Genomic DNA, 25,208 nt, shown 5'->3' with positions numbered 1-25,208 from the left:
GGGCCGCCCGTGGAGTCCCGTCCGCTGCGCTACTTCGTCGCCGTCGCCGAGGAGCTCAACTTCGCCCGCGCGGCCGAGCGGTTGGGCATCTCGCCGCCGCCGCTGTCCCGGGCGATCCGCCGACTGGAGACGGAGCTGGGCGTCACCCTGTTCGCGCGGACCACCCACAGCGTGGCGCTGACCCCGGCGGGGACCGTGCTGCTGACCGAGGCCAGGACGGCGCTGGACGCGCTGGAGGCCGCCGGTCGACGGGCCCGGCGGGCGGCGGCCACGGAGCCGAGGCTCGTCCTGGCCATGAAGGCCGACGGTGACGGGGGGCTGCTGGAGGCACTGTGCGCACGCTACGCACAGGAGCCGGAGGCGCTGCCGGTCACCGTCCGCCTGTCCGGCTGGCAGGAGCAGCCCCGGCTGCTGCGGCTCGGCGAGGCCGATGCCGCCCTGATCTACGAGCCGTTCGACCACGCCGGCCTCGACGCCGAGACGCTCACGACCGAGCCGCGCGTCGCCGCCCTCGCCACGAGCCACCCGCTCGCCGCCCGTGACCGCCTGACCCTGGCCGACCTGGACCTGCGCCCCGGCGACCTGCCCCAGTACCTGCACGAGATCCGCAGCCAGGGCCACGACCTCGCCCAACTGCTCACCCTGGTCGGCCTGGGCCGGGTCGTGCCGCTGCTCCCCGCCTCCGTCGCCGTCCGCTACCCGCGTCCGGGCGTCGTCTACCGCCCGGTGTTGGATGCCCCGCCCGCGGTCCTGACGATCGCCTGGCCGCAGCAGTCCCGCTCGACGGCGACAGCCGCCCTCGTCCGGGCTGCCATGTCCGTGGCGGAAGCGGGCTGACGGCCGGGACGGGTGCGTGTCACGCGGCCTCGGGCGGTACCGGTGTCCCCTGGTGGTAGTATATCCGCCAGCCCGTCTCCTCGCTCCGCCTGCGCCAGAGCGAGCTGCGGCGGGCGCGGTGGCCGTCGAAGTCCGTCTCGTAGGTGAGGTGGACCAGGCCGGGGGCCAGCAGGACGCCCTCGATCGCCGACGGCTCGTAGCGGGGGCCGCCCCGCGCGCTGCCCGCATGCTCGGGCAGCCAGGCCAGCATGTCCGCGTACGTGTAGCGGCGGCCCGAGGAGCCGACCTCGACGAACTCGGGGTCGAGCAGCCGCTCGAAGTCGGCGCGGGAGGCGCGCACGGCGGGATCCATGAGGGCCAGCTCGCCGGCGATCGCCGCGTTCACGTCGTCCTTCACGTCGTCCTTCGCGTCGTATCCGTCTTCGTTCACGTCGTATCCGTCGTCGTTCACGCCGCTCACCCCGTCGCGTCCACCAGGGCCAGTTCGTGGAGCCGGTCCGCCGGGCCCGGGCGGGCGTAGTACCAGCCCTGGGCCGTGTCGCAGCCCAGTATGCGGAGCTGCTCGGCCTGCGCGCCGGTCTCCACGCCCTCCACCGTGACCGCGAGGTTCAGGCTGTGGGCGAGCGACACGATCCCCTCGACGATCTTGAGGTCGACGGGGTCCGCCGGGAACTGCTGCATGCCCTGGGTGAAGGAGCGGTCCAGCTTGAGCACGCTCACCGGGAGACGGCGCAGGTTGGCCAGGTTGGAGTAGCCGGTGCCGAAGTCGTCCAGGGCGATGTCGACGCCCATCTCGGCGAGCCGGCGCAGCGGTTTGAGCAGGTCGTCGTCGGCTCCGATGAGCGCCGACTCCGTCACCTCCAGGCACAGGGCCTCCGGTGCGAGGCCCGCCCGCTCCAGGATGTCGACGGTGTCCTGCACCAGACCGGGGTGGGTGAGCTGGCACGGGGAGAGGTTGACGTTGATGCGGACGGGGGCGGTGTCCCCGTTGCGCTCCCGCCACTCGCCGGCCTGCCGTACCGACTCCTCCAGGACCCAGCGGCCCAGCGGCACGATCAGCCCGGTGTGCTCGGCGAGCGGGATGAACCGGTCGGGGCCGAGCACCCCGTGCTGCGGGTGCAGCCAGCGCACCAGGGCCTCCGCGCCGCGCACACTGCCGTCGCCGAGGTGGACGAGCGGCTGGTACTCGATGAAGAACTCGCCCCGTTCGAGGGCCGCCGGGAGCGCCGTGGTCAGGCCGTGCCGGGTGATCGCGCGGGCGTCGGCCTCGGGGTCGGCGAGCTCGAAGCGGTTGCCGCCCGCCGACTTGGCCCGGTACATGGTGATGTCGGCGCTGCGCAGCACCTCCGCCGCGCTGCGTTCCCCGGCCGGCCCCTCGACGATGCCGATGCTGCCGCGCACGGTCAGCTCCCGGCCGTCGATGCTGACCGGTGCGAGCAGGGCGTTCATGATGCGCGCGGCGAGTTCGTCGACCTCGTGGCGGGTGTCGGGGCCGGTGGTCAGCGCCACGAACTCGTCGCCGCCCAGGCGCGCGACCATCTCGCCGGGCGCCGTCGCGCAGGACTGCAGCCGGTCGGCGACCTCGACGAGCAGCCGGTCGCCGGCCGCGTGGCCGAGGCTGTCGTTGATCGTCTTGAAACCGTCCAGGTCGAGGTAGCACAGACCGAAGCGCTGGCCCTCGCCGGCCCCGAGCGCCTTCTCCAGGCGTTCGAAGAACAGGGTGCGGTTGGGCAGGCCGGTCAGCGCGTCGTGGGTGGCCTCGTAGCGCAGCCGGAGGTTGAGCAGCCGGCGCTCGGTGGTGTCCTCCATCAGGGCCAGCGTGTACTGCGGTTCGCCGTCGGCGTCGCGCAGCAGGGAGACCGTCAGGTTGGTCCACAGGACCGTGCCGTCGGGGCGGCTGAACGGCTTCTCCGTGTGGTAGTGCTCGCGGTCGCCGCGGACGAGTTCGTCGTAGAGCTTCCAGGTCTGCGGCGCGTCCTCGGGATGGGTCAGCTCCTGGACCCTGCGGCCGCGCAGGGTCTGCTCGGAGCCGCCGAACATGCGCAGCAACGCCCCGTTGATCTGGAGGACGTTGCCGTCCAGGTCGGCGATGCCGATTCCTATCGCGGCGCCCTCGAAGACCGCGCGGAAGCGGGCCTCGCTCGCGTGCAGCGCCTGTGCGACGACACCCTGGGCGCGCAACGCGGCCTGGGCGATGGCCTCCTGCTCGGCGAGCGTGCGCTCGCGCAGCGCCTGCGCGAACCCGGCCGCCATGGCGTGCTGCAGCCGCGAGGCACGGGTGCGCAGGTCCTCCTGGGGGCCGTCCTCGCCGCAGTAGAGCACCAGGTAGGCGTCGACGCAGTCGAGCGATCTGCTCAGCGCCTCGGGGTCGGTGCAGTGCGCGTCGACGAGGGCGGCGCCCACCGTCTTGCCCGCCTCGGCGTCGAAGGCCCGCTCCAGCAGCGCCTCGCGCAACCGCCGCGCCAGCGGCAGAAGTCGCTGTTCCAGCTCGGGCCGGGTCAGCGACGTCGAGGTCACCGGGAACACGGCCCGGCTCCAGATCGTCACGAACCGCCGCAGTCTGTCCTCCGGACCGTCCGGCTCCGCACTCACGCCGTACGCCCCACGCCGGCGAAACCGGAGAAGCCCCACGGGTCCTCGTCCTCCGGCGCCGTGTCCGGCCGCCAGCGCGGCATCGGCACCAGTCCCGGTTCCACCATGTCGTACCCCTCGAAGAACCGCTCGATCTCGGCACGCGAGCGCATGATCAGCGGGTTGCGAATGTCCTTGTACACGTCCACCGCGCCCTGGGTCCGCTCCGGCGGCAACGGGATTCCCTCGTACGAGGCATGCGTGAGCACGAGCAGACTGCCCGGCGCGAGCGCGGCGGCGAACTCGGCCACCGTCTCGTACGGGTCGTCCGCGTCCTCCACGAAGTGCAGTATCGCGACGAGCAGCAGCGCCACCGGCCGCTCCAGGTCGATCAGTTGCTCCACCTGCGGGCTGCCGAGGATCTCGTGCGGCTTGCGCAGATCGGCGGCCACGACGTCGGCGTCGGCGTTGCCGGCCAGCACCTCCTGGCTGTGCGCGACGGCCACCGGGTCATGGTCGACATAGACCACACGCGCCCCGGGGCCGGCCGCCTGGGCGACCTCGTGGACGTTGCCGAAGGTGGGGATTCCGGAGCCGATGTCGAGGAACTGGGTGACGCCCTCGGCGACCGCGTACCGCACGGCGCGGCGCATGAACGCCCGGTTCGCCTGCATGATCTTCGGCAGCCCCGGCATGAACTCCATGGCCTTGCGGGCCGCTTCCCGGTCGACCTCGAAGTTGTGCGACCCGCCCAGGTAGTAGTCGTAGATCCGCGAGACGCTCGGCACCGAGATGTCGATGCTCCGAGGGGCCCAGGCGGGACGCTCCATCTATCTCTCCAAGGCGTAGGCGATCCGGTGTTCGAGCTGAGGCTACTGATCGCCCGCCAAACGGGCGAGTGGAAACGGAAATTGACCGTCCGTTCCCGGTCACTGCCTGCGGCACGTGCCGAATCGGCGACCCCGAGGGCTACGAAAAGTGCCCGAGGCGTCCCGGAGCGCTCCGGAGCGGCCCTCAGGGCGGCGAAAGTCTACGCACAGGACGCGGGTGGCGGACAAGCACAACGGTCCGCCCCCTCCGTGCGGCGCGGAGGGGGCGGACCTGAGGTCGTGCGTGATCGGGGCAGCTGCGGGATCGGCCCTGGGGAGGTGATCCCTACTGCGCCGGCGCTCCGACCAGCTTTCCGTCGGGCGCGACGGCGTACCACGTGCCGCCCACACCCTGGCCGTTGGTGTCGCCGGCGGCCTTGTCACCGGTGAAGGTGTAGATAGGCGAGCAGTTGACCGTCTGCTGCTTGACGCCGTCGCCCCGGGTGAAGCTCATGAGGCCCTTCTTCTGGACGCCCTCGGTGTCGTTGGCCTCGACCGGCGCGACGACCGGCCACTTCTCCAGGCAGGCACCGTTGCAGTTCGACACCGGCTTGGGCCACGCCTTGTCCTTGAGGAAGCGGTAGACCGTCATGCCGTTCTTGTCGACGACGATGTCGCCCAGCTTCGGGTCCTTGCGCACGGACAGCCCCGCCAGGGCGGACTGGGACTCCGTCTTGGCCTTCTTGCCGTCGGGAGCCAGCGCGAACCACTTGTTGCCCACGCCCTGGCCGGTGGTGTCACCGGGGTTGGCGTCCTTCGCGTAGTAGTAGGCGGGCCAGCCGCCCACGGTGAGCTGCTTGCTGCCGTCGGGACGGGTGGTCTCGCCCAGCAGCGACTTGTCGATGCCGTCGCCGGCGCTGATGTCGTCGGCGGACACCGGCGGCCAGGTGGTCGCGCAGTCGCCCTCGCAGTTGGACTTCGGGGGCTCAGCGGTGTCCGCGTCGAAGCGGTAGAGGGTCTTGCCTGCACTGTCGGTAAGGATCTTGCCGAGCTCGGCGTTCGCGGAGATGGCCAGCTCACCGGCATCGGTGGACTGGGCACCGGTGTCGGTGCCCGTACCCGCGCCGACACCGGCCGGGGCACTGGCACTGGCGCTCGCACCGGCGCCGACACCGCCGTAGCCGCCGCCGACGCCCGCGATGCCACCGGCGGGAGCCGTGGCCCCGACGTTCTGGCTCGACGCCGACGTGCCGCTTTCCGATCCGCACGCCGTAGTCAGCGCCAGAACGGCCACAGTGCCCGCCGCGAGTGAGGCGCTCCGCCAGGTGGTCTTCATCGTCAACAACTCCCCGATCGTCACAAGGGTGTTGCAGCGCCCTGCTGCGCCGCCGCACGGTCCTGAATACGCAGAGGGGTGGTCGTTGCGTTCAAACCCGGCACAAAAAACTTTCCGCGACCTGTGATCGGCCTCCGAATCGACCAGGCATCCGACCGGCTCCGCGCCCAGGTCAAACCTCTGAACGTGAACTTCCCCCGTTCGGGGCAATCCTCGCCCGGCGTGGGCGTGCGCCGGTGCGCGAGGCCGCATGATCTCCGTCGTGCATGGACCCGAACTGACCCGATCCGCCCTCGTCACCAGGGCGTTGGCCCTGATGACCGTGGCCTGGATCCTCGCGGCCGCACCGGCCGGGGTGGCCGCGGCCGACGCGTGCGCGTACACCTCGACGGGCCCGGACGGCATCGAGGCGGTGGCGGTCGCGGGGAGTCACCCGTGGCCGACTCCCCCGGTGTGCCCCAAACCGACGCCGACGCCCACCCCGACTCCCACGCCGGCGAAACCGAAGCCCCCCAAGCCGACGCCGACCCCCACACCGCCCCCGACCCCACCGCCGGCACCCACCCCCGAGCCGACGCCGACGCCGGAGCCGAAACCTCCGGCGCCGAAGCCGCGCCCGAAGCCGCCGCCCCCGGCGCCCGCACCGCCCCGGCCCGCGGCACCACTCCCCCGGCCGGCTCCCCCACCGCCGCCGAAGCCCACGCCGACTCCCACCCCCCAGCCGACGCCCACGCCCACGCCGCGCCCCTCCGTGACCCCGGTGCACTACCCGGCGTACCACCCCTCGGCGCACCAGCGGCCCGCCCGCGGCGGCCAGTCGCCGGTCACCTACGTCCTGCTCATCACCGTGCCCGCGGTGATCGCCGTCGCCGCGCTGCGACCGCGTTAACGCCGATGCTGGAGGCATCTCTTGCCGGAATGGCTTGTTCTCACCCTCGCGATGCTCGCCGCCTGCGCGGTGGTGGTCATCGTCACCCTCGTACGGCACCGCAGGGCGCCCGAGGACGAGGACCCCTCCGAGACCCCGGACGTCATCGAGTACATGACGATGTGGATCGGCGTGGTGTACGCCATCGTCCTGGGCCTGGCCATCGCGGGCGTCTGGGAGGCGCGCAGCGTCGCCCAGGACCACGTCCAGGCGGAGGCCCAGGCGCTGCACGAGATCTCGGAGCGGGTGCGGGTCTACCCGGCCGACGTCCGTGACCGCATTCGGGAGGATGTCAACGCCTATGTCGGACACGTCGTCACCGTCGAGTGGAAGAAGATGGCCGACGACGGCGAGGTGACCGAGCGCGGCGACGAACTCCTCCAGCGGGTCCGGGTCGACGTCACGGACTACCAGCCGGCGACCGACTTCCAGGCGCAGGCCTACCAGCCGCTGCTCGACCAGATGGCCGCCGCGGACCAGGCACGCAACGCCCGCGCGGAGTCGACCGGGGCGACCATGCCCGGCGTGGTGTGGTTCGGGCTGCTGGCCGGGGCCGCGATCACCATCGGCATGGTCTTCGCGCTGCAGATCCGGCGTACGCCCCGGGAACTGGTCCTGGCCGGACTGTTCTCCGCGCTCATCGCCTTCCTGCTCTTCCTGATCTGGGACTTCGACGCGCCCTACAGCCGGGGCATCACCGCATCGGCGGAACCGTTCCTCCACCTCTTCCCGCACATCAAGGGCTGAGGCTCTTCAGGGGCGGGGACTCTTCAGGGACTGGGGCTCCTCAAGGGTCGACGCCCGCTCACCTCACGTTCCCGCGCCGGGGGACGGCCGCCACGCCGCCGCCGTCCCCCGGTCGCACGAACGGCGTCCCCCGTGCGGCCCACACGCTTGCCCCATTCGCGCGACCCCGATCGCGGAGGCGCACACATGTTCCTAGCGTTTCGGTCATCGAGGTGCATTTATGGCGCAAGCGGAAGAGGTCCGCAGGCTGCTCCTCGGGGACCGGAGGATCCACCATGCGCGCGATACGCGTCGCTTCGGCCGCTCTGCTGGGCGTCACCGCCCTGACCTTCTCCGCACCCGCCGCCGTCGCCAGTGACGGCGACGACAACCACTACGTCATGTCCAACGGCTACACCGCGCTGCCCTCGACCATCGTGGCGGGCGGGCAGGTCACCCTTCAGGTGGACCGGAGCGCCAGTGGCTGCCGCAGTTCCGTGACGGTCTCGTCGGAGGTGTTCGGCACGGTCGTCATCCCGAAGGGGTCCTCGTCGGCGGTGGCTCTGATCCACTGGGAGGCCAAGGCGGGCGCGTCGTACCGGGTGACGTTCGGCTGCGGCGGCATCAGCGCCGTCAAGGAGCTGACGATCGCCGGCGGCCGTCCGGCCCGTCCCACGCCCGAGCCCTATCCGGTGCCGCAGGGTGTGCACGCCGGTGAGGGCGGCAGCGTCGCCGGGTTCGACCTGAAGGAGATCGGGATGGGCGCCGCGCTCATCGCCGGATCGGTCGGTGCCGCGTACTGGTTCTCCCGGCGCCGCGCCGGTGAGGACGCCGGCTGACGGCCGACGGTCCCGCCGCGCGCAGGCCTTCGCCCCTGTCCCTGCTGGGATCCGGGGCGAAGGCCTGCGCTGTGTGCGGTCGTTCGAGGGGACGGGGTGCGGCTCAGATGTGGCGCTCGGCGCGGCGCCGCATCCAGAACAGACCACCGCCGACCAGGGCCGCGGCGACGAGCCCGCCGCCGATGGCCATGTCGGTCGGGGTGGCGCCGGTGGTGGTGCTGCCGCCGAGACCGCCGCGGACCCCGCCGATGACGGTGAAGGCGGCGGGGCGGGTCAGGGGCCGTCCGGAGCAGGTGACGGTGATGTCGTAGGTGCCGGGCTGGGCGTTGTCGTTGATGGTGGCCGTGCCCTTGGCGGTCTGGCTGCTGCTGCCGAGGAGCGCGGTCAGGGGGGCCGTCCCGAAGGCGGGCGAGGTCATGGTGCCGCCCCCGGGGCAGCCGTCGACGGTGACGCTGATCTGGCCGCCGCGGGCGATGACGCTGGGCAGGACGACGATGTTGCTCGGGTTGGCGCCCATGCCGTCGCGGGCGAGCGCCGTGGGTGCGGCGAGGCCGAGGGCGGCGACGGCGACGGCTGAGACCGCCGAGGCCGCCAGGACACGAGTGGTTCGCATGTGATCCTCCGCGGAAGGCGCCCCGGGGCCCGGCCCCGGCATGTCGGCGAGAAAGCACCTCCCGGACTGACCCTCAGATGCCGTGCGCGCGCCCGCATTTCGGGAATGGTCCGTCCTGGTGAGAGGACACGCCGAGCGAAATGCACACAATCGGATATCGCCGCAGGTCACGGACCGTCAGAAAATTCCTGCCGTCGGCAACTCGGATGGCGCACCGAGGGACACCGGTGCCACCCGTTCGCCGCTGCCCCGTCGCCGGTTTCCCGCGCGGGACTTAGCGTTCTCATATGCGCGAGAAGGACGTGGCGACGGCCGCGTCGAAAGGGGATGGCGAATGTCTGCGTACGAGCTGTCCGAGGCGGCGGAAGACGAGGAGCGGCAGAAGAAGCGCGCCCCTTGGGGGGTGATAGCGCTTGTTCTGCTGGCCGGTCTCGCGCTCATCCGGAACGGGTCGGGAGAATTCGACATCGGCCCGCCGCAGCCGGCCTCGGCGGCGGCCGCGGACAGCCGCACCGCCGGCGGCACCTTCGGCGTGGCCGCGGCCGCGCTGCCGTACGCCGCGCCGAACCGGGTGCGGATCCCCGCGATCCGGGTGGACGCGCCGGTCATGGCGGTCGGTCTGGACACGGACGGCTGGGTCGGCGCGCCGCCGCCGGAGGACCCGAACCTGGCCGGCTGGTTCACGGGCGGGGTCTCGCCCGGCGAGAAGGGCACGGCGGTCGTCGTCGGCCATGTCGACAACAAACTGGGCCCCGCCGTCTTCTACGGTCTCGGGGCGCTGAAGAAGGGAAACCGCGTCGAAGTGGCGCGGCAGGACGGAAAGACCGCGGTCTTCGAGATCTACGGCATCGAGGTCTTCGCGAAGAACAACTTCCCCGGCGACCGCGTCTACGCCTCCAAGGGCTCTCCCGAACTGCGGGTCATCACCTGCGGCGGCGGTTTCTCCAAGGCGAACGGATACGACGGGAACGTCGTCGCCTTCGCCCGCCTGGTCGAGGTCCGCTGAGCGGTTCTCGACCAGGCGGGCGGGGCGGGGGGAGAGGGGCGGGGCGGGGCCTGCGTCAGGTGTACTGCCGGTGCGGGACGGTGATGCGATAGCCGGAGTTCAGCAGCTCCGGCAGATAGGCGCGCAGGGCCCGCACGCTCTGGGAGCGGTCGCCCCCGGCGTCGTGCGAGAGCACCACGACGCCGGGGGCGGCGCCGTGCTCTACCCGCTGGACGATGGAGCCGGTGCCGGGGGTGGTCCAGTCGAGGGTATCGATCGTCCAGGCGAGGGGTTCCATGCCGAGTTCGGCGCCGAGCTGGAAGGCGGCGCGGTTCCAGGCGCCGTAGGGGGCGCGGAACCAGCGGGGCCGCTCGCCGTAGCCCTCCTCGATGACGTCGCTGGTGCGGGCCATCTCGGAGTGGATCTGACGGCGGGTGAGCTTCGTGAGCAGGGGGTGGGACCAGGTGTGGTTGCCGACGATGTGGCCCTCGTCGGCCATGCGTTCCAGCAGGTCCTGGTTGTCGACGGCCATCTCCCCGCACACGAAGAACATCGCGCGCACGTCGTACTCGGCCAGGGTGTCGAGGATGCCGGGGGTGTAGCGGGGGTCGGGGCCGTCGTCGAAGGTCAGCACCATGGTGCTGCCGGGGCCGGTCATCTTCAGCAGCGGTTCGCTGCGCACCGGGGTGAGGGCGGGCGCGGCGCGTGGGGGGGCGTATCCGGTCAGCGGCTGGAGGCGGTAGGCGGAGGGCTTCAGCGGGAGGCTGCGCGGCGGGGCGCCGGCGGCGGGGGCGGCCTTGACCGGCTTGCCGTCGCCGCCCCACCCGAACACTCCGGCCGTGCCGACGGCTCCGACGGCGGCGGCGCCGGCGGCGAGCAACGCCCGGCGCCGGGTGAACAACTGATCCTTCTTCATGCAGTCATCAGTCGCCCGGCCGGCCCCCGACGCACCACACCGACACCGCATCGGCGGCACGATTCCACCCGCCCGGCGCAACGGCGGCCCCGGACGGTCGACCGAGGCTCGTCAGCGGTGGCGTACCAGGGGGAACGGGAGGGTCTCGCGGATGGTGAGGCCGGTGAGGAACATGACGAGGCGGTCGACGCCGATGCCGAGGCCGCCGGTCGGGGGCATGGCGTATTCGAGGGCGTCGAGGAAGTCCTCGTCGAGTTCCATCGCCTCGGGGTCTCCGCCGGCGGCCAGCAGGGACTGCTCGGTGAGGCGGCGGCGTTGTTCGACCGGGTCGGTCAACTCCGAGTAGGCGGTGCCCAGTTCGGTGCCGAAGGCGACCAGGTCCCAGCGTTCGGCCAGCCGGGGGTCCGTGCGGTGCTGTCGGGTCAGCGGTGAGACGTCCGTGGGGAAGTCCTTGTAGAAGGTGGGGAGTCGGGTCTTCTCCTCGACGAGGCGTTCGTACATCTCCAGGATGACGTCGCCGCGGCCGTCGTCCGGTGTGTACGGGACTTTGGCGCGGTCGCAGTGCCGGTGCAGGACCGTCAGGTGGGTGTCGGCGTCGATCTCCTCGCCGAGGGCCTCCGAGATCGCGCCGTGGACCGTCCGGACCGGCCACTGCCCCGAGATGTCGTACTCCCGCCCGTCCTTGCGGGCGAGGGGCGAGCCGAAGGCGGCCGTGGCCGCGCCCTGGATCAGCTCGCGGACCAGGTCGAGCATCACGTCGTAGTCGGCGTACGCCTGGTAGGCCTCCAGCATCGTGAACTCGGGGTTGTGCTTGTGGGAGACGCCCTCGTTGCGGAAGGTGCGGCCCATCTCGAAGACCTTCTCCAGGCCGCCGACGCACAGCCGCTTCAGGTACAGCTCGGGGGCGATGCGCAGGTAGAGGTCGAGGTCGTAGGCGTTGATGTGGGTGGTGAAGGGGCGGGCGTTGGCGCCGCCGTGGATCTGCTGGAGCATCGGCGTCTCGACCTCGAGGTAGCCGCGCTCCAACAGGCCCTGGCGCAGGGCCTGTACGGCGGTGGAGCGGGCCCGGACGACGTCGCGTGCGGCGGGGCTCGCGACCAGGTCGAGGTAGCGCAGCCGGACCTTGGACTCCGGGTCGGTGAGGCCGCGGCGTTTGTCGGGCAGGGGGCGCAGGCACTTGGCGGTGAGCTGCCAGGACGTCACGAAGACGGTCGGTTCGCCCCGGTCGCTGACGCCCGCCCGGCCCGTCGCGCAGAGGTGGTCGCCGAGGTCGGTGCCGGCCCGGAAGGAGCCGAGGGCCTGGCGCGTGAGGGCCTCGCGGGTCAGGGCGAGTTGGTGGTCGCCGGACCAGTCGCGCAGCGTCACGAAGACGATGCCGCCGAAGTCGCGGACGCGCATGATCCGGCCGGCGACGGTGACCGTCTCGCCCGCGGGGATCCCGGCGAGGGCCGCGAGGGTGTGGGTGCGGGTCGGGACGCCGACCGGGTAGGGGTCGGTGCCCGCGGCGCGCAGCCGGTCGAGTGTGTGGTGCCGGACGCGCACCTGTTCGGGCCGGCCCGCGTCCGGGCCGGCGCCTGCGGCCTCGCCCCCTCCGTCGAGGCCGAGCGCCGCCAGGGACGGCAGGCCTTCGGTGGTGGCGGGGCGCAGCGCGCCCTTCGGCAGCCGCTTGCCCCACAGCTTGCGCAGGGAGGGTACGGAGACGAAGCCCTCGGCGATGCCGGAGGCGAGGCCGACCCGGGCGAGGGAGCCGGCGTCGCCGTAGCAGAGGAAGCGGGGGTACCACGCGGGGCGGTACTTGGCGTTGGAGCGGTAGAGGGCCTCCAGTTGCCACCACCGGGAGAAGAACAGCAGCAGGCGGCGCCAGAGCCGCAGGACCGGTCCGGCGCCGATGCGGGCGCCCTCCTCGAAGGCCGAGCGGAAGACGGCGAAGTTCAGGGAGATCCGGTGGACGCCGAGTTTGGGGGCGGCGGCGCACACGTCGGCGACCATGAACTCCATGACGCCGTTGGGGGCGGAGCGGTCGCGGCGCATCAGGTCCAGGGAGATGCCGTCCGTGCCCCAGGGGACGAAGGAGAGCAGGGCGAGCAGGCGGCCGTCCTCGTCCAGGGCCTCGACGAGGAGGCAGTCGCCGTCGGCGGGGTCGCCGAGGCGGTCCAGGGCCATGGAGAAGCCGCGTTCGGTCTCGGTGTCGCGCCAGGCGTCGGCGCGGTCGACCACCTCCTCCATCTCCTGGTCGGTGAGGGTGGAGTGGCGGCGGACCCGGCAGGTGGCGCCGGTGCGGCGGACCCGGTTCACGGCCTGCCGGGTGACCCGCATCCCGCGCCCGGCGAGGTCGAAGGAGGCGACGTGCAGGATGGCCTCGTCGCCGAGTTGCAGGGCGCCGAGGCCGGCGCGGGCGAAGGCCTTCGCGCCGTCCTCCGAGGCGCCCATGACCGCGGGCGCCCAGGCGTGCCGGCGGGCCGCGTCCAGCCAGGCGGCGATGGCGTGCGGCCAGGCCTCGCGGTCGCCGACGGGGTCGCCGCTGGCCAGACAGACGCCGGCCTCGACTCGGTAGGTGACGGCGGCTTTGGCGCTGGGCGAGAAGACGACGGCCTTGTCGCGCCGGGTGGCGAAGTAGCCGAGGGAGTCCTGCTCGCCGTAGGCCTTCAGCAGGGCGCGGATGCGGGACTCCTCGTCGCCGTGCAGGGCGGCTTCCAGGCGCTGGGAGCGGAAGAGGGTGGCGGCGGCGTTGAGGAGGGCGAGGGCGCCGAACAGGCCGAGGAGGAAGAACAGGGCGTGGGGCGGGCGGCCGTCGAAGGAGCGGGTGGAGACCAGGCCGCCCAGGACGTGGTTGGCGGCCCAGCCGAAGCGCTGGCCTCGCGGCAGGGTGCCCGGGAACAGTTCCACCAGGCCCCAGCCCGCGAGGATCGCCAGGCCGAGCCCGACGCACAGGACGGCGAGCGCCCGCCGCAGGGCCGCGCGGCGGGAGGCGGCGTAGAACTCCCGTCGGGCGACGACCAGGAGGACCAGGGCGAGTGCGCACACCACGAGGGACGGGACGGACTCCGCGTACAGGCCGAGGGCGACGCCGAGGATGTCGGTGAGGACGAGCAGGCCCAGGTAGACGACGACCAGCCACCAGGCGACCTTCTTGCGGGCGGCGGTGGCGGCGGCGAGGAGGAAGAGGAAGACGGCGTAGGCGAGGTTGGCGCTGACCGGGACGGTGAGGAGGTCCAGGAAGCGGACCACCGGGCGCAGCAGGCGGCGCAGCGGCGGGACGAGGGCGAGCAGGACGCAGAGCAGGCCGAGGGCGCCGAGGAAGGCGGCGAAGGCTTCGGGCACCCGGCCGAGGTGGCGGCCCGCGGGCCGCCGTGGCGGGCCCGGGGTGTCCTCGGCCGCGGCTCTCTCCACGGTGGCACTCATGCTCCGACTGTAGGAACACCCGCGCCGCGCCGCCCGTCGAGCGGCCCGCACACGGCGCCTGCCCGGCCGGCCAGGCGCCGTGTGCTGGGAAGGCATCGGCGCCGCGTCACCTCGCCACCCGCAGAAGCCCGGAGCCCCGCCGCCGCTACTCCCCCATCACCAGCCCGTCCTTGGCCGCGCCCCGGCTGAGGACGACGTCCCTGATGCGGTCGCGGACGCCCTCGACGCCGGCGCCCTGGGCGAGGGCCTGGTTGAGGTTGACGACCCGGCCGGCGTCGATGTCGAACATCTGGGGGACGAACTCGGCCTTGCGCACCTCCCAGCGGGCGCCGTGGCGGGCGGGCGGGGCGAAGGTGAAGCGGGCGATGGTGGACTGGTTGCCGCGTGGGTCCTGGACGCCCTGGTAGTTGGACATCTCGCCCGCGATCTGGTCGCCCATGCCATAGACGACCCAGGTGCCGTTGACCTTCTCGTAGGCCTGCGGGACGTGCGCGTGGGTGCCCAGGATCAGGTCGATGTCGGGGCGGCCGCCGGTGCGGGAGGCGGTGAGCGCGCGGGCCAGGGTGAGCTGGCGGTCGTCCGGGGCGTCCTGCCATTCGGTGCCCCAGTGCAGGGAGACGACGACCACGTCGGCGCCCGCCTTCCGGGCGGCCCTGGCGTCGGCGACGATCCGGGTCTCGTCGATGAGGTTGACGGTCCAGGGCTGGCCCGGCGGGGGCGGGTAGCCGTTGGTGTCGTAGGTGTAGGCGAGGTGGGCGACCTGCGCCGGGCCCGCGCGCAGCAGCGTGACCGAGTTGGCCTCGGCCTCGGTGCGCGCGGTGCCCGCGTGCCGTACGCCGGCGCCGTCGAGCGCGTCGAGCGTGCGCTGTACGCCGGCGGCGCCGTCGTCGAGGCTGTGGTTGGAGGCGGTGGAGCAGCCGTCGTAGCCGGTGGCGGCGAGGGCCTGGGCGATCTCGGGCGGGGACTTGAAGGCGGGGTAGCCGGTGTAGTCGCCGTTCGCTCCGTAGACGGTCTCCATGTGGCACAGGGCCAGATCGGCGCGGGAGACGACGGGTTCGATGCCGTCGAGCATCGGGCGGAAGTCGTAGCCGATGCCGCCCGCGTCGAAGCGGGCGCGGTCGATGACGCTGGTGTGCGGGAGGATGTCGCCGGAGGCCACGAGGGTGAACCCGCGGGCGGCGGACGGCGCCGGGCGGCCGGGCCGCTCGGCCGACTGGTGGTCTCGGGCCTGGCAGGCGGCGGCCGACGTGAGGACGGCCGTCAGGGCCAGGGCCACTTGGTGTCTGCGCGCGATCACCGGGTCACCCCACTTCACAGGAATTGTCATATTTACGCACGTATCACTACTAATCCATGAGAGGCGGCGGGCCGCCCCGCCGCTCCCTTCGGCCGGGCCCGATGCCCGCGATCGGCGTAGCCCGGACCGTTCGTCGAACCGTTCGTCGACGCGATCGACCGTCCGCCGCAGATACCTGTGCGCACCCTGTCCCGAACCGGCGCACTGCGGTGCCATACGCCCATGACCGCCGGAACCACCCTCACCGCGACCGAGCCGACGACCAGGCCGCCGACCGGGTCGACCACCGGGTCGACGACCGCCGAGCACGAGCTCGCCGCGCTCCAGCGCGAACACGGCCGGCCGCTCTTCGCGCTGCTGCTGAGGCTGTCCGACGGCGACCGCCAGCGCGCCGAGGACCTCGTCCAGGAGACCCTGGTGCGCGCCTGGCAGCACCCCGAGGCACTGCGCGCCGACGCCTTCGACTCCGTACGGCCCTGGCTGCTCACCGTGGGCCGGCGGCTCGCCATCGACGCGCGGCGGGCCCGGCAGGCGCGCCCGGCCGAGGTCGGGGACGCGGTGCTGGAGAACGCGCCGGTGTACGCCGACCACGCCGAGCGGGCGGCCGCCGCCCTCGATGTGCGCGAGGCTGTGAAGACACTCACTCCGCAGCACCGTGAAGTCCTGGTGCTGGTGTATTTCCGTGGGGCGAGTGTGGCGGAGGCCGCCGAGGCCCTCGGCATTCCGCCGGGTACCGTGAAGTCCCGCGCGTATTACGCGCTGCGCGCCCTGCGCCGGGTGCTCCCGGGTTATGCGGCCGACCTGCGCTGAAACCCACGGCTAGGTAAAGCCTCCGCAAAGCGCCTTGCCGAGGACCCCCTTTGAGTAATCGGGTGTCCTTATCCGCGTTCCGGTTGGGGTCCCGGCTCGGGATCCCGGCATCGGGCGACGCGCACGCACCGGAGGAAGGCAGGAAGGGATGCTGCACAGAGGTCACCAGGACACGGACGGCACCGGCGGCGGGGAACTCACCGTCCCCATGGCCTGGTTGTACGCCGAGTACATCGCCGACGAACTGCTGCGGACCGGCGATCTGATGCCGCCGACGTCCTTCGAGTTCCGCGCCGGGCGCGACGCCCTGGCGCTGACCATCTTCCTGTCCGACACCGACGGTGAGCTGCCCGGCATCCGGGTCGTGACCCAGTTGGAGACCTGGCTTTCGCTCACGGCGTACGACCGGCCGTGGCAGGACTGGGTCGGTGAACGTATGTCCCAACTGACGGCTGAGGCCGCCGAGTCCGACGGTCCTGTTCCGGATCTCGAACTGGCGGCCGCGGCCTGGCGCTGGCTGGAGGAGACGGAGCTGCTGGCTCCCGACCTCAACGCGGTGCCGGGCGGTGCGCCGGTGGTCGGCGAGGACGACGGACCGAAGGTCTGGACGCCCGCCTGGCAGCTCGGACTGCCCCTCGGCCATCTCGCGATTCATCTTTTCTAGATTCGCACCAATCCGCGGGCCGGTCCGCTCCGAACATCTGGGTCACGATTCGGTACGTGGCTTGAGTGATTCGCCGGCCGAGTGCGTACCGATGGGAGCAAGGAGTAACCCCACTGGCACTCAACGGTACGAGGTTTCGGCATGAGGTCCCTGGAAAGGCATCGCGACGTCGGCGCGTACGCGCTCGGCGTGCTGGACGAAACGGAAGCCTTCCGCTTCGAGGACCACCTCATGGAGTGTCCTCAATGCGCGGCGCAGGTCACCGAGTTCGGCCCCACCGCCCGGCAGATGATGCTCTACCGGCGCGCCACCCCGCGCGCCGTGCACCCCTTCGCCGGGCCCGGCCCGCAACTGCTGGACCGGCTGCTCGGCGAGGTGGCGGTCCGTCACCGGGCCGTGCGCCGCCGGGTGTTGTACGCCGTGGCCGCCTCGGTGGTGGTCGCGCTGGCCGGTCCGGTGCTCGCGATGATGGCGGGCGGCAGCGGCGGCGACAGCGCCGAGGCCCCCGTACGGGTCACCGCGACGGACGAGAAGTCCGGGGTGTGGGCGCAGGTCACCACGGAGAACGAAGCGTGGGGCAGCCACGTGGAGTTGCAGGTCAAGGACGGGGCCGGTCCCCGCTCCTGCCGGCTGATCGCCATCGGCGTCGACGGCTCCGAGCAGACGGTCACCAGTTGGACCGTCCCCGAGCACGACGCCCGTCCCAACACCGTGCAGGGCGCCGCGGCCTGGCACGCCGACCAGATCGCCCGCTACGAGCTGCGCACGGCGGCCGGCGAGCACCTGGTGACGCTCCCGGCCCACTGACGTCGGCCCGAAGTGAGTTCAGGTCACTTCGTGCCTACTCCAGCAGTCGCGTACATCAGCAGTCGCCCACCTCGACAGTCGCGTACGTCAGCGGTCGGCTACTTCAGCAGTCTGGACAGCCGCCGGTCCGCCAGCGGCTTGCCGCCCGTCTGGCAGGTCGGGCAGTACTGGAGCGAGGAGTCGCTGAAGGACACCTCGCGGACGGTGTCGCCGCAGACCGGGCAGGGTTCGCCGGTGCGGCCGTGGACCCGCAGGCCGCCCTTCTTCTCCGCCTTGAGCCGCCCCGCCGCCAGACCCCGTGAGCGCCCGACCGCCTCCGTGAGCGTCGCGCGCAGGGCCTCGTACAGGGTGTGGGTCTCCTCGGGCGTCAGGGACGCGGCGAGTTTGAAGGGGGACATGCGCGCCGCGTGCAGGATCTCGTCGCTGTAGGCGTTGCCGACGCCGGCGATCAGGCTCTGGTCGCGCAGGGCGCCCTTGAGCTGACGCCGCTCCCCCGCGAGGAGTGCGGCGAAGCGGGGCTCGTCGAAGTCGGCGGCGAGCGGGTCGGGGCCGAGGCGGGCGACGCCGGGGACCTGCTGCGGGTCGTGGACGACGTACACGGCCAGCCGCTTCTGGGTGCCGGCCTCCGTGAGGTCGAAGCCCTCCCCCGTCTCCAGGGCGACCCGCAGGGCGAGGGGGCCCTTGCCGGGGCGGGGCGGGCCGTCGGGGAGGCGGTCCTTCCAGTGCAGCCAGCCCGCGCGGGCCAGGTGCGTGACGAGGTGCGGGCCGTCGCCGGTCGCCAGGTCGAGGAACTTGCCGTGCCGGTGCACGGCGGTGACCTCCCGGCCCTCGACGGCGGTGACCGGCGGGTCGTACGTCTTCAGCACGCTGATCGCGACGGGCAGCACGCGCACGATCTCGTGGCCGACGAGATGCTCGGCCAGGAAGTCCTTGAGCGCTTCGACCTCGGGAAGCTCGGGCATACGTCCAGAGTGCCACGCGGGGTCTCCGGCCTCCCGTCACGCGTCCCCGCGTCACCGTCCTCGCGACGTCACGAGCCCTCGCGCCGCCGGGTCTCGCGTACGACGAACTCGCACCACACGCACTTGCCGCCGCCGCGCGCCTCCACGCCCCACGCGTCCGCGAGCAGGTCGACCAGGAGCAGGCCCCGCCCGGAGACGCCCGACACGCCCGCCTCGCGGCGGCGCGGCAGGGCGCTGGAGGAGTCCTCGACCTCGACGCGCAGCCGGCGGTCGCCGCCGGTGAGCGCCCGCAGGGTGACGATCGCGGCGCCCTCGGTGTGCATGAGGGCGTTGGTGATCAGCTCGTCGGCGACCAGCTCGATCTCGTCGGAGCGGTCCCGGGAGCCCCAGGCGCGGACGGCGGCGAGGATCATGTGCCGGGCCATCGTGAGGGCCTCCGGGTCGCCGGGCGCCACGTGCTGCTGGAGCCGGTTGCCGGCCTGCGGAGCGTCCGGGCTGCGGCGGCGCAGCAGGAGCAGGGCCACGTCGTCGTCGCCGCCGCGTTCCTCGGCGACGTCGATCAGCAGGTCGGCGAGCTTGCGTACGTCCGCGGGGCCGGCGGCGATCATGGCGGCGAGGGCGCGCATGCCGTCGTCGAGGTCGGCGCCGGGCTGCTCGACCAGACCGTCGGTGCACAGCAGCAGCGTGTGGCCGGGGTCGAGCTCGACGGTGGCGACCGGGTAGTCGAGGCTGCCGAACTCGGCGGACAGCCCGAGCGGCAGCCCGCCGGCCACGGAGACGCGCCGGCAGGTCCCGTCGGGGGCGCGCAGCAGGGGGTCGATGTGCCCGGCGCGGACCATCTGGACGACGCCGGTGGAGAGGTCGGCCTCCGCGTACAGGCAGGTGGCGAAGCGGTCGGTGTCGAGCTCGTGCAGGAAGACGGAGGCCCTGGCCATCACGGTGGCCGGCGGGTGCCCCTCGGCGGCGTAGGCCCGCAGGACGATCCGTAGCTGGCCCATGACGGCGGCGGCGTGCGTGTCGTGGCCCTGGACGTCGCCGATGACGGCGCCGACCCGGCCGCCGGGCAGCGGGATCAGGTCGTACCAGTCGCCGCCGATGTCGCGGCCTAGGGAGCCGCCGATGGTGGCGGCGCGGTAGCGGACGGCGACGTCGGCGCCGGGCACGCTGGGGATGGTGCGCGGCAGCATGGCCTGCTGGAGGCCCTGGGCGATGTCCTTCTCCTGCTCGTAGAACATGGCCCGCTGCAGGCTCTGCGCGATGCTGCTGCCGAGCGCGACGAGGATGTTGCGTTCTTCCGGGGTGAAGCCGCGGCGGTCGCTGTAGAGCAGGCCCATCGCGCCGATCGGGCGGGCCTGCACGATGAGCGGCAGATAGGCCGCCGAGGTGATCTCCAGGTCGGTCAGGTAGGACCAGAGCATGGGGTAGCCGCCGGCGAACTCCTCCGGTGACTCGATGAAGCGGGGGGTGAGGGTGCGGACGACCTCGCTCATCGGGTACGGCTCGTCGATCCGGGTGACCAGCGTGCCGGGCACGAAGCTGCCCTCCGGTCCTTCGGCGATCAGCCGGATCCGGCCGGCCTCGACCAGGCCCATGACGAGGCTGGTCGCGCCGAGGTGGGTGAGGCCGTGGGTGTCCTTGAGGACGTCGATGACGTCCTGCACGGTGCGGGCGTGGGCCAGGGCCGCCGTGGTGAGCTGGACGACGTTGGTCTGTTCGTTGGTCTGTGCGCGGCGCGCGTCGTCCAGGGCGGGCTCGTCGTCGCGGGCGGCGAGGTCGCCGAGCTCGTCGGTGGCGTCGCGGATGATGCCGACGATGCGGCGCGGGCGGCCGGTGTCGTCGCGCCGGATGTAGCCCTGGGTGTGGGTCCAGCGCAGCGTGCCGTCGCGCCGCCGCAGCCTGAAGTAGGCGCCGTAGTTCTCGCTGCCGTCCTTGATGGCCTGGGCGACCGCCTCGTCCAGCCGAATGCCCTCCCCCGGCGGCACCCGTACTCCGAGGGAGACGGGGTCGCCGTCGTACTCGTCGGGCCGCAGGTCGAAGATCTCGTGCGCCCGGGCGTCCATGCGGAACTGCCCGGTGTCGAGGTCCCAGTCGAAGCTGCCCATGCGGTTGAGCGCCAGGATCGGATCCGGGTGGGCGGGCCAGTCGTCCGGGAGTGACAGGGCGCTCGCTCCCCGATCAACCATGGAGCCACTTTGTCAGGGTTTGCCCGATTATTCGACCGGGAGGCCTTTGTTCGGGCATCACATGCGCGGATGAGGTGATCACGTACCGTGATGATGCGGGGTGGGGGTCAGACTGGAGAACAGGAGCACACGGCCGTGGACTGGTTCACCGCACCCGGGTACGGGCTGAGCCGGCTGGTCTTCCAGCGGGCCCTGGCCGGTGTGTACCTGGTCGCGTTCCTGACGGCGGCGTGGCAGTTCCGGGCGCTGCTGGGTGAGCGCGGGATGCTGCCGATCCCCCGGTTCGTCGAGCGGGTGCCGTTTTGGACCGCCCCGAGCCTGTTCCATCTGCGCTACTCCGACCGCCTCTTCGCCGCCGTCGCCTGGACGGGCTGCGCGGTGTCGGGGGCGCTGCTGGCGGGGCTGGACGGGCAGATGCCGTTGTGGGCGGGGATGCTGCTGTGGCTGGCGCCGTGGGCGCTGTATCTGTCGATCGTCAACGTCGGCCAGACCTGGTACTCGTTCGGCTGGGAGTCCCTGCTGCTGGAGACCGGCTTCCTCGCCGTGTTCCTCGGCAACGACGAGGTGGCCCCGCCGGTCCTCGTGCTCTTCCTGCTGCGCTGGATCCTGTTCCGGGTCGAGTTCGGCGCGGGTCTGATCAAGATGCGCGGCGACCCCTGCTGGCGGAAGCTGACCTGCCTCTACCACCACCACGAGACCCAGCCCATGCCCGGCCCGCTGAGCTGGTTCTTCCACCACCTGCCGAGGCCGCTGCACCGCGTCGAGGTCGCCGCGAACCACTTCACCCAACTCGTCGTGCCGTTCCTGCTGTTCGCCCCGCAGCCCGTCGCGACGGCGGCCGCGTCGCTGATGATCCTGACCCAGTTGTGGCTGGTGCTGTCGGGCAACTTCGCCTGGCTGAACTGGATCACCGTCGTCCTGGCCGTGCCCGCGCTCGCACTCCCCTCCGACCACCCGCCGGCTCCCGCCACGCCGCTCTGGTTCGAGATCGTGGTCCTCGCCGCGGCAGCGCTCCTGCTGTTCCTCAGCTACCGCCCGGTGGTCAACATGCTCTCCCGCCGCCAGGTGATGAACCGCTCCTTCGATCCGCTGCACCTGGTCAACACCTACGGCGCGTTCGGCACCGTGAGCCGGATCCGCCACGAGGTGGTGGTCGAGGGCACGCTCGACGACGTGCCGCGCGAGGAATCCGACTGGCGGGAGTACGAGTTCAAGGGCAAGCCCGGCGATCCCCGTTACTGGCCACGCCAGTTCGCCCCGTACCACCTGCGCCTGGACTGGATGATGTGGTTCGCCGCGCTCTCCCCCGCGTACGCCGAGTCCTGGTTCGGCGCGTTGGTGGAAAGGCTGCTGGAGAACGACCGCGACACCCTGAGACTGCTGCGCCGCTCCCCGTTCCCGCCCGACGAGCCACCGCGCCACATCCGCGCCCGCCTCTTCCGTTACCGCTACACGACCTGGCGTGAGCTGCGGGAGACGGGCGCGTGCTGGGAGCGGACGTACGTGCGGGAGTACCTGCCGCCGACGCGGCTGGCTCGGGTGTCTCAGAGGTCGTAGACGCGGACGGCGGTGGTCCCGAAGATCTGGGCGTGGTCGCCCGGATCGGTCAACTGCCGTGCCAGGTCGAGGACTTCGCCGTACGAGGCGGCGAGGGTGCACACCGGCCAGTCCGAGCCGAACATCAGCCGGGCCGGTCCGAAGGCCTCCAGGACCGTGTGCGCGTACGGGCGCAGGTCGTCGACGGTCCCGGACACGGGGTCGGCCTCGGTGACCATCCCGGAGAGCTTGCAGACCGTGTTGGGCAGGGCGGCCAGGACCCTGACGTCGGACGCCCAGGGCTCCAGCGCCCCGGCGGCGATCGGCGGCTTGCCCAAGTGGTCGAGGACGAAGGTGAGTTCGGGCAGCGCGGCGGCCGCCTTGGCGCAGGCCGGGAGCTGGTGGGGCACCACCACCAGGTCGTAGACCAGGCCCGCTTCGGCGACGGCGGCCAGCCCCCGCCGTACGTCCGCGCGCAGCAGCCACTCCGGGTCCGGCTCGCTCTGGACCTGGTGCCGGACGCCCTTGAGGTACCGGCCGCCGGGGAGTTCGCGCAGCCGGGCCAGTTCGTCGGCGACGTCCGGGCGGGTGAGGTCGGTCCAGCCGACGACTCCCGCGATCACCTCGTGCTCGGCCGCGAGGGCGAGGAACTCGGGGGTCTCCTCGGCCACGGTGACCGTCTGGACGAGGACGGTACGGTCGACCCCGGCCGCGCGAGCCTCCGCAAGCAGGTCCCCGGCGGTGAAGTCCCGGCGGAGCGGGCTGCCTCGGCCGATCCAGTCCTGGTCCCGTACGGACAGGTCCCAGAGGTGGTGGTGGGCGTCGACGACGGTCATGGCAGCTCCCAGACGACCGGCAGACCGGCGCCGGCGCCCTCGCCGGAGTAGTCGTGCGCCACGTCGAGCAGCTCGGCCATCCGGGCCTGCCAGGCCACGTTGACCGGCAGCTTCTCCAGCTCGGCGAGGAGGCGCGCGTAGTCCTCGCACTCCAGGACGTGGAAGAGGTCCGCGCCGCTGCGCCAGATGGTCCAGGAGGTGGCCCCGGCGGCGCTGATGGCGTCCGTCAGTTCCGCGGGGACCTCGCGGTGCGCGGCCTCGTACGCGTCGATCCGGTCGGCGCGGACCTTGGTGTGCAGGGCGACCCTCATGACGGCTCCTGTGCGGGGAGCAGCCCGGTGGCCCTCAACTCGTCCCAGAGGGCGGCGGGGACGGGGGTGGCGAACTGCTCGGCGCAGTCGGCGGCTTCGGCCGCCGAGCGGGCGCCGACCAGGACGCTCGCGACCGCGGGATGCGCGGCGCAGAAGGCCAGCGCGGCGGCGCGCAGGGTGACGCCGTGCCGGTCGGCGACCGCCTTCATCCGCAGGGCCTTCTCCACCAACTCGGCCGGTGCCTGGCCGTAGTTGAACGTCGCCCCGGGCCTGGGGTCCGCCAGCAGACCGGAGTTGAAGGCGCCGCCGATGACCACCGACACGCCCCGTTCGACGGCCGCGGGCAGCAGCTCGGCAGCGGCGCGCTGGTCGAGCAGGGTGTAGCGGCCCGCGCAGAGCACCACGTCCACGTCGGTGTCACGGACGAACCGGGTGAGCATCTCGGCCTGGTTCATGCCGGCGCCGATCGCGCCCACCACGCCCTCCGAGCGCAGCTTCTCCAGGGCGGGATAGCCCTCGCGGAAGGCCTGTTCGGCGTGGTCGTCGGGGTCGTGCAGGTACACGACGTCGACGTGGTCGAGGCCGAGCCGTTCGAGGGAGGCCTCCAGGGAGCGGCGTACGCCGTCGGCGCTGAAGTCCCACACCCGCCGGTGCGTGGCGGGCACCGCGAAGCCGTTGGCCAGGTCGTCGCCGCCCGGCGGGTCCGCGGGTTCGAGGAGGCGGCCCACCTTCGTGGAGACCGTGTACCGGTCGCGCGGGTGGTCCCGCAGGGCGGCGCCGAGACGCCGTTCGGACAGGCCCAGCCCGTAGTGCGGCGCGGTGTCGAAGTAGCGCACGCCGCGCTCCCAGGCGGCGGCCACGGTGGCGTTCGCCTGCTCGTCGGTGACCTCGGTGAAGAGGTTGGCGAGCGGGGCGGCTCCCAGGCCGAGACCGGTGACCTGGACGCCGGTGCGGCCGAGGCCGGTCATCGGGGGCCCGCCGGGCGCAGCCGCAGGCCCTGCATGCCGCCGTCGACGGCGAGGGCGGTGCCGGTGGTGGCGCCGGACAGGGGGCTCGCCAAGTAGGCGACGGCGCCCGCGACTTCGGCCGCGCTGACCAGGCGGCCGGTGGGCTGGCGGGCCTCCAGGGCGGCGCGCTCGGCGGCCGGATCGTCGGCCTTGTCGAGGAGCCGGCCGACCCAGGGGGTGTCGGCGGTGCCGGGGTTGACGCAGTTGACGCGGATGCCCTCGCGGATGTGGTCGGCGGCCATGGCGAGGGTCAGCGAGTACACCGCGCCCTTGGTCGCGCTGTACAGGGCCCGCTGCGGCAGGCCCGCGGTCGCGGCGATGGAGCAGGTGTTGACGATCGCCGCGTGGGAGGAGTTCCTCAGGTGGGGCAGGGCGGCGCGGGTCATGCGGACCATGCCGACGACGTTGACGTCGAGGACGCGGTGCCATTCGGCGTCGTCGTTGTCCTCGACGGTGCCCTGGGCGCCGATGCCCGCGTTGTTGACCAGGATGTCCAGGCCCCCCAGGTCGGCGACGGCGGCCGCGACCGCCACCCGCACCGAGGCGTCGTCGCCGACGTCGGCCCGATAACCGAGGAGGGGTTTGTCCACTCCCGACGGGTCCAGGTCGAGGACGGCGACCCGCGCGCCGCGCTCGGCCAGGAGTTCCGCGGTGGCCCGGCCGATGCCGGACGCACCCCCCGTCACCAGGGCCGTCAGCCCTTCGAAGTCGCTCACGCCGCCTTCTCCTTCCGGCTCTTGAGGTCGGCGGCCCACAAGTCGCCGCCTGGATACGTGTACCGCACGACCGGATCGGGCCGCATGGCCGCCGAGAAACCGGGCGCGACGGGTGCC

General features: G+C 72.5%; 23 protein-coding genes. 9 read left to right on the top strand and 14 right to left on the bottom strand.

Translation table 11 applies throughout. From position 1 onward, the window contains the following. Window positions 1-9: 9 nt before the first annotated feature. Window positions 10-837 carry a LysR family transcriptional regulator gene (locus OG352_RS36890; protein WP_329222903.1) on the top strand — a complete coding sequence of 276 codons (828 nt, stop codon included), beginning with the start codon at window positions 10-12 and terminating at the stop codon, window positions 835-837. A gap of 19 nt (window positions 838-856) precedes the next feature. Here OG352_RS36890 and OG352_RS36885 read toward each other — a convergent pair whose 3' ends face one another. From OG352_RS36885 to OG352_RS36870, 4 genes are all read right to left on the bottom strand, one after another. Next, entirely contained in the window at window positions 857-1,189 is a 333-nt protein-coding gene (locus tag OG352_RS36885; RefSeq protein WP_329224111.1) for a nuclear transport factor 2 family protein, read from the bottom strand. A gap of 104 nt (window positions 1,190-1,293) precedes the next feature. Continuing rightward, window positions 1,294-3,429 (bottom strand): putative bifunctional diguanylate cyclase/phosphodiesterase, encoded by a 2,136-nt coding sequence (locus OG352_RS36880; RefSeq protein ID WP_329222901.1) that lies wholly within the window; start codon window positions 3,427-3,429, stop codon window positions 1,294-1,296. After that, the gene (locus OG352_RS36875; RefSeq protein ID WP_329222900.1) at window positions 3,426-4,238 is read right to left on the bottom strand and encodes an SAM-dependent methyltransferase; all 813 of its coding nucleotides are present in this window, start codon (window positions 4,236-4,238) and stop codon (window positions 3,426-3,428) included. Before OG352_RS36875 ends, OG352_RS36880 begins: the two co-directional genes overlap by 4 nt. A 325-nt stretch (window positions 4,239-4,563) precedes the next feature. Then, complete coding sequence (locus tag OG352_RS36870) at window positions 4,564-5,553, bottom strand: SCO0930 family lipoprotein (protein WP_329222899.1); 990 nt, start codon at window positions 5,551-5,553, stop codon at window positions 4,564-4,566. Window positions 5,554-5,815: 262 nt separating this feature from the next. Between OG352_RS36870 and OG352_RS36865 the strand changes: the two genes are divergently transcribed. The 3 genes from OG352_RS36865 (at window position 5,816) to OG352_RS36855 (ending at window position 8,046) form a co-directional block, all read left to right on the top strand. After that, a complete protein-coding gene (locus OG352_RS36865) occupies window positions 5,816-6,442 on the top strand; it encodes a hypothetical protein (RefSeq protein WP_329222898.1) in 627 nt (208 codons plus the stop codon). 21 nt (window positions 6,443-6,463) lie between these two features. After that, window positions 6,464-7,228: a bestrophin-like domain gene (locus OG352_RS36860; RefSeq protein WP_329222896.1), complete on the top strand. Its 765-nt coding sequence runs from the start codon at window positions 6,464-6,466 to the stop codon at window positions 7,226-7,228. Between the two features lie 275 nt (window positions 7,229-7,503). Further along, the gene (locus OG352_RS36855; protein WP_329222894.1) at window positions 7,504-8,046 is read left to right on the top strand and encodes a hypothetical protein; all 543 of its coding nucleotides are present in this window, start codon (window positions 7,504-7,506) and stop codon (window positions 8,044-8,046) included. 103 nt (window positions 8,047-8,149) lie between these two features. Here the strand turns inward: OG352_RS36855 and OG352_RS36850 are convergent, their stop codons facing one another. Next, the gene (locus tag OG352_RS36850; RefSeq protein WP_329222892.1) at window positions 8,150-8,659 is read right to left on the bottom strand and encodes a hypothetical protein; all 510 of its coding nucleotides are present in this window, start codon (window positions 8,657-8,659) and stop codon (window positions 8,150-8,152) included. Between the two features lie 334 nt (window positions 8,660-8,993). On the opposite strand from OG352_RS36850, the gene OG352_RS36845 reads away from it, so the two are divergent. Then, the gene (locus tag OG352_RS36845; RefSeq protein WP_329222890.1) at window positions 8,994-9,665 is read left to right on the top strand and encodes a class F sortase; all 672 of its coding nucleotides are present in this window, start codon (window positions 8,994-8,996) and stop codon (window positions 9,663-9,665) included. A gap of 55 nt (window positions 9,666-9,720) precedes the next feature. Here OG352_RS36845 and OG352_RS36840 read toward each other — a convergent pair whose 3' ends face one another. The 3 genes from OG352_RS36840 to OG352_RS36830 all read right to left on the bottom strand — a co-directional run bounded on the left by OG352_RS36840 (window position 9,721) and on the right by OG352_RS36830 (window position 15,259). Then, window positions 9,721-10,560: a polysaccharide deacetylase family protein gene (locus OG352_RS36840; protein WP_329222888.1), complete on the bottom strand. Its 840-nt coding sequence runs from the start codon at window positions 10,558-10,560 to the stop codon at window positions 9,721-9,723. 111 nt (window positions 10,561-10,671) lie between these two features. Beyond that, on the bottom strand, window positions 10,672-13,962 hold the full coding sequence (lysX, locus tag OG352_RS36835; protein WP_329222886.1) for a bifunctional lysylphosphatidylglycerol synthetase/lysine--tRNA ligase LysX: 3,291 nt from the start codon (window positions 13,960-13,962) through the stop codon (window positions 10,672-10,674). A gap of 145 nt (window positions 13,963-14,107) precedes the next feature. Then, entirely contained in the window at window positions 14,108-15,259 is a 1,152-nt protein-coding gene (locus OG352_RS36830; protein ID WP_329224108.1) for a CapA family protein, read from the bottom strand. Between the two features lie 222 nt (window positions 15,260-15,481). On the opposite strand from OG352_RS36830, the gene OG352_RS36825 reads away from it, so the two are divergent. From OG352_RS36825 to OG352_RS36815, 3 genes are all read left to right on the top strand, one after another. Continuing rightward, window positions 15,482-16,069: a sigma-70 family RNA polymerase sigma factor gene (locus tag OG352_RS36825; protein WP_329222884.1), complete on the top strand. Its 588-nt coding sequence runs from the start codon at window positions 15,482-15,484 to the stop codon at window positions 16,067-16,069. A gap of 148 nt (window positions 16,070-16,217) precedes the next feature. Continuing rightward, window positions 16,218-16,733, top strand: a complete 516-nt coding sequence (locus OG352_RS36820) for a hypothetical protein (protein ID WP_329222883.1) — start codon at window positions 16,218-16,220, stop codon at window positions 16,731-16,733. Between the two features lie 141 nt (window positions 16,734-16,874). Further along, window positions 16,875-17,540, top strand: a complete 666-nt coding sequence (locus tag OG352_RS36815; RefSeq protein WP_329222881.1) for a zf-HC2 domain-containing protein — start codon at window positions 16,875-16,877, stop codon at window positions 17,538-17,540. Between the two features lie 98 nt (window positions 17,541-17,638). Here the strand turns inward: OG352_RS36815 and OG352_RS36810 are convergent, their stop codons facing one another. Together OG352_RS36810 and OG352_RS36805 are read right to left on the bottom strand one after the other, a co-directional pair. Next, window positions 17,639-18,502 (bottom strand): Fpg/Nei family DNA glycosylase, encoded by an 864-nt coding sequence (locus OG352_RS36810; protein ID WP_329222879.1) that lies wholly within the window; start codon window positions 18,500-18,502, stop codon window positions 17,639-17,641. A gap of 68 nt (window positions 18,503-18,570) precedes the next feature. Next, the gene (locus OG352_RS36805) at window positions 18,571-20,685 is read right to left on the bottom strand and encodes a SpoIIE family protein phosphatase (protein WP_329222878.1); all 2,115 of its coding nucleotides are present in this window, start codon (window positions 20,683-20,685) and stop codon (window positions 18,571-18,573) included. A 135-nt stretch (window positions 20,686-20,820) separates the two neighbouring features. On the opposite strand from OG352_RS36805, the gene OG352_RS36800 reads away from it, so the two are divergent. Continuing rightward, window positions 20,821-22,242: a lipase maturation factor family protein gene (locus tag OG352_RS36800; protein ID WP_329222876.1), complete on the top strand. Its 1,422-nt coding sequence runs from the start codon at window positions 20,821-20,823 to the stop codon at window positions 22,240-22,242. Here OG352_RS36800 and OG352_RS36795 read toward each other — a convergent pair. From OG352_RS36795 to OG352_RS36780, 4 genes are read right to left on the bottom strand one after another with little or no spacing between them, the layout of a single operon-like run. Further along, a complete protein-coding gene (locus OG352_RS36795) occupies window positions 22,230-23,057 on the bottom strand; it encodes an amidohydrolase family protein (RefSeq protein WP_329222875.1) in 828 nt (275 codons plus the stop codon). The genes OG352_RS36800 and OG352_RS36795 overlap by 13 nt on opposite strands. Then, window positions 23,054-23,368, bottom strand: coding sequence for an L-rhamnose mutarotase (locus OG352_RS36790; protein WP_329222873.1), 315 nt, complete (start codon window positions 23,366-23,368; stop codon window positions 23,054-23,056). The genes OG352_RS36795 and OG352_RS36790 overlap by 4 nt, the downstream gene beginning before the upstream one ends. Continuing rightward, on the bottom strand, window positions 23,365-24,336 hold the full coding sequence (locus OG352_RS36785; RefSeq protein ID WP_329222872.1) for an aldo/keto reductase: 972 nt from the start codon (window positions 24,334-24,336) through the stop codon (window positions 23,365-23,367). Before OG352_RS36785 ends, OG352_RS36790 begins: the two co-directional genes overlap by 4 nt. Beyond that, window positions 24,333-25,091 (bottom strand): SDR family NAD(P)-dependent oxidoreductase, encoded by a 759-nt coding sequence (locus OG352_RS36780; protein WP_329222870.1) that lies wholly within the window; start codon window positions 25,089-25,091, stop codon window positions 24,333-24,335. The genes OG352_RS36785 and OG352_RS36780 overlap by 4 nt, the downstream gene beginning before the upstream one ends. Between the last annotated feature and the right edge of the window lie 117 nt (window positions 25,092-25,208).

The sequence above is a fragment of the Streptomyces sp. NBC_01485 genome, from assembly GCF_036227125.1.
In the GTDB taxonomy this organism is placed as follows: Bacteria; Actinomycetota; Actinomycetes; order Streptomycetales; family Streptomycetaceae; genus Streptomyces.
Note: the sequence above shows the minus strand (reverse complement) of the source record. Positions and strands in the feature narration are given on the sequence as shown.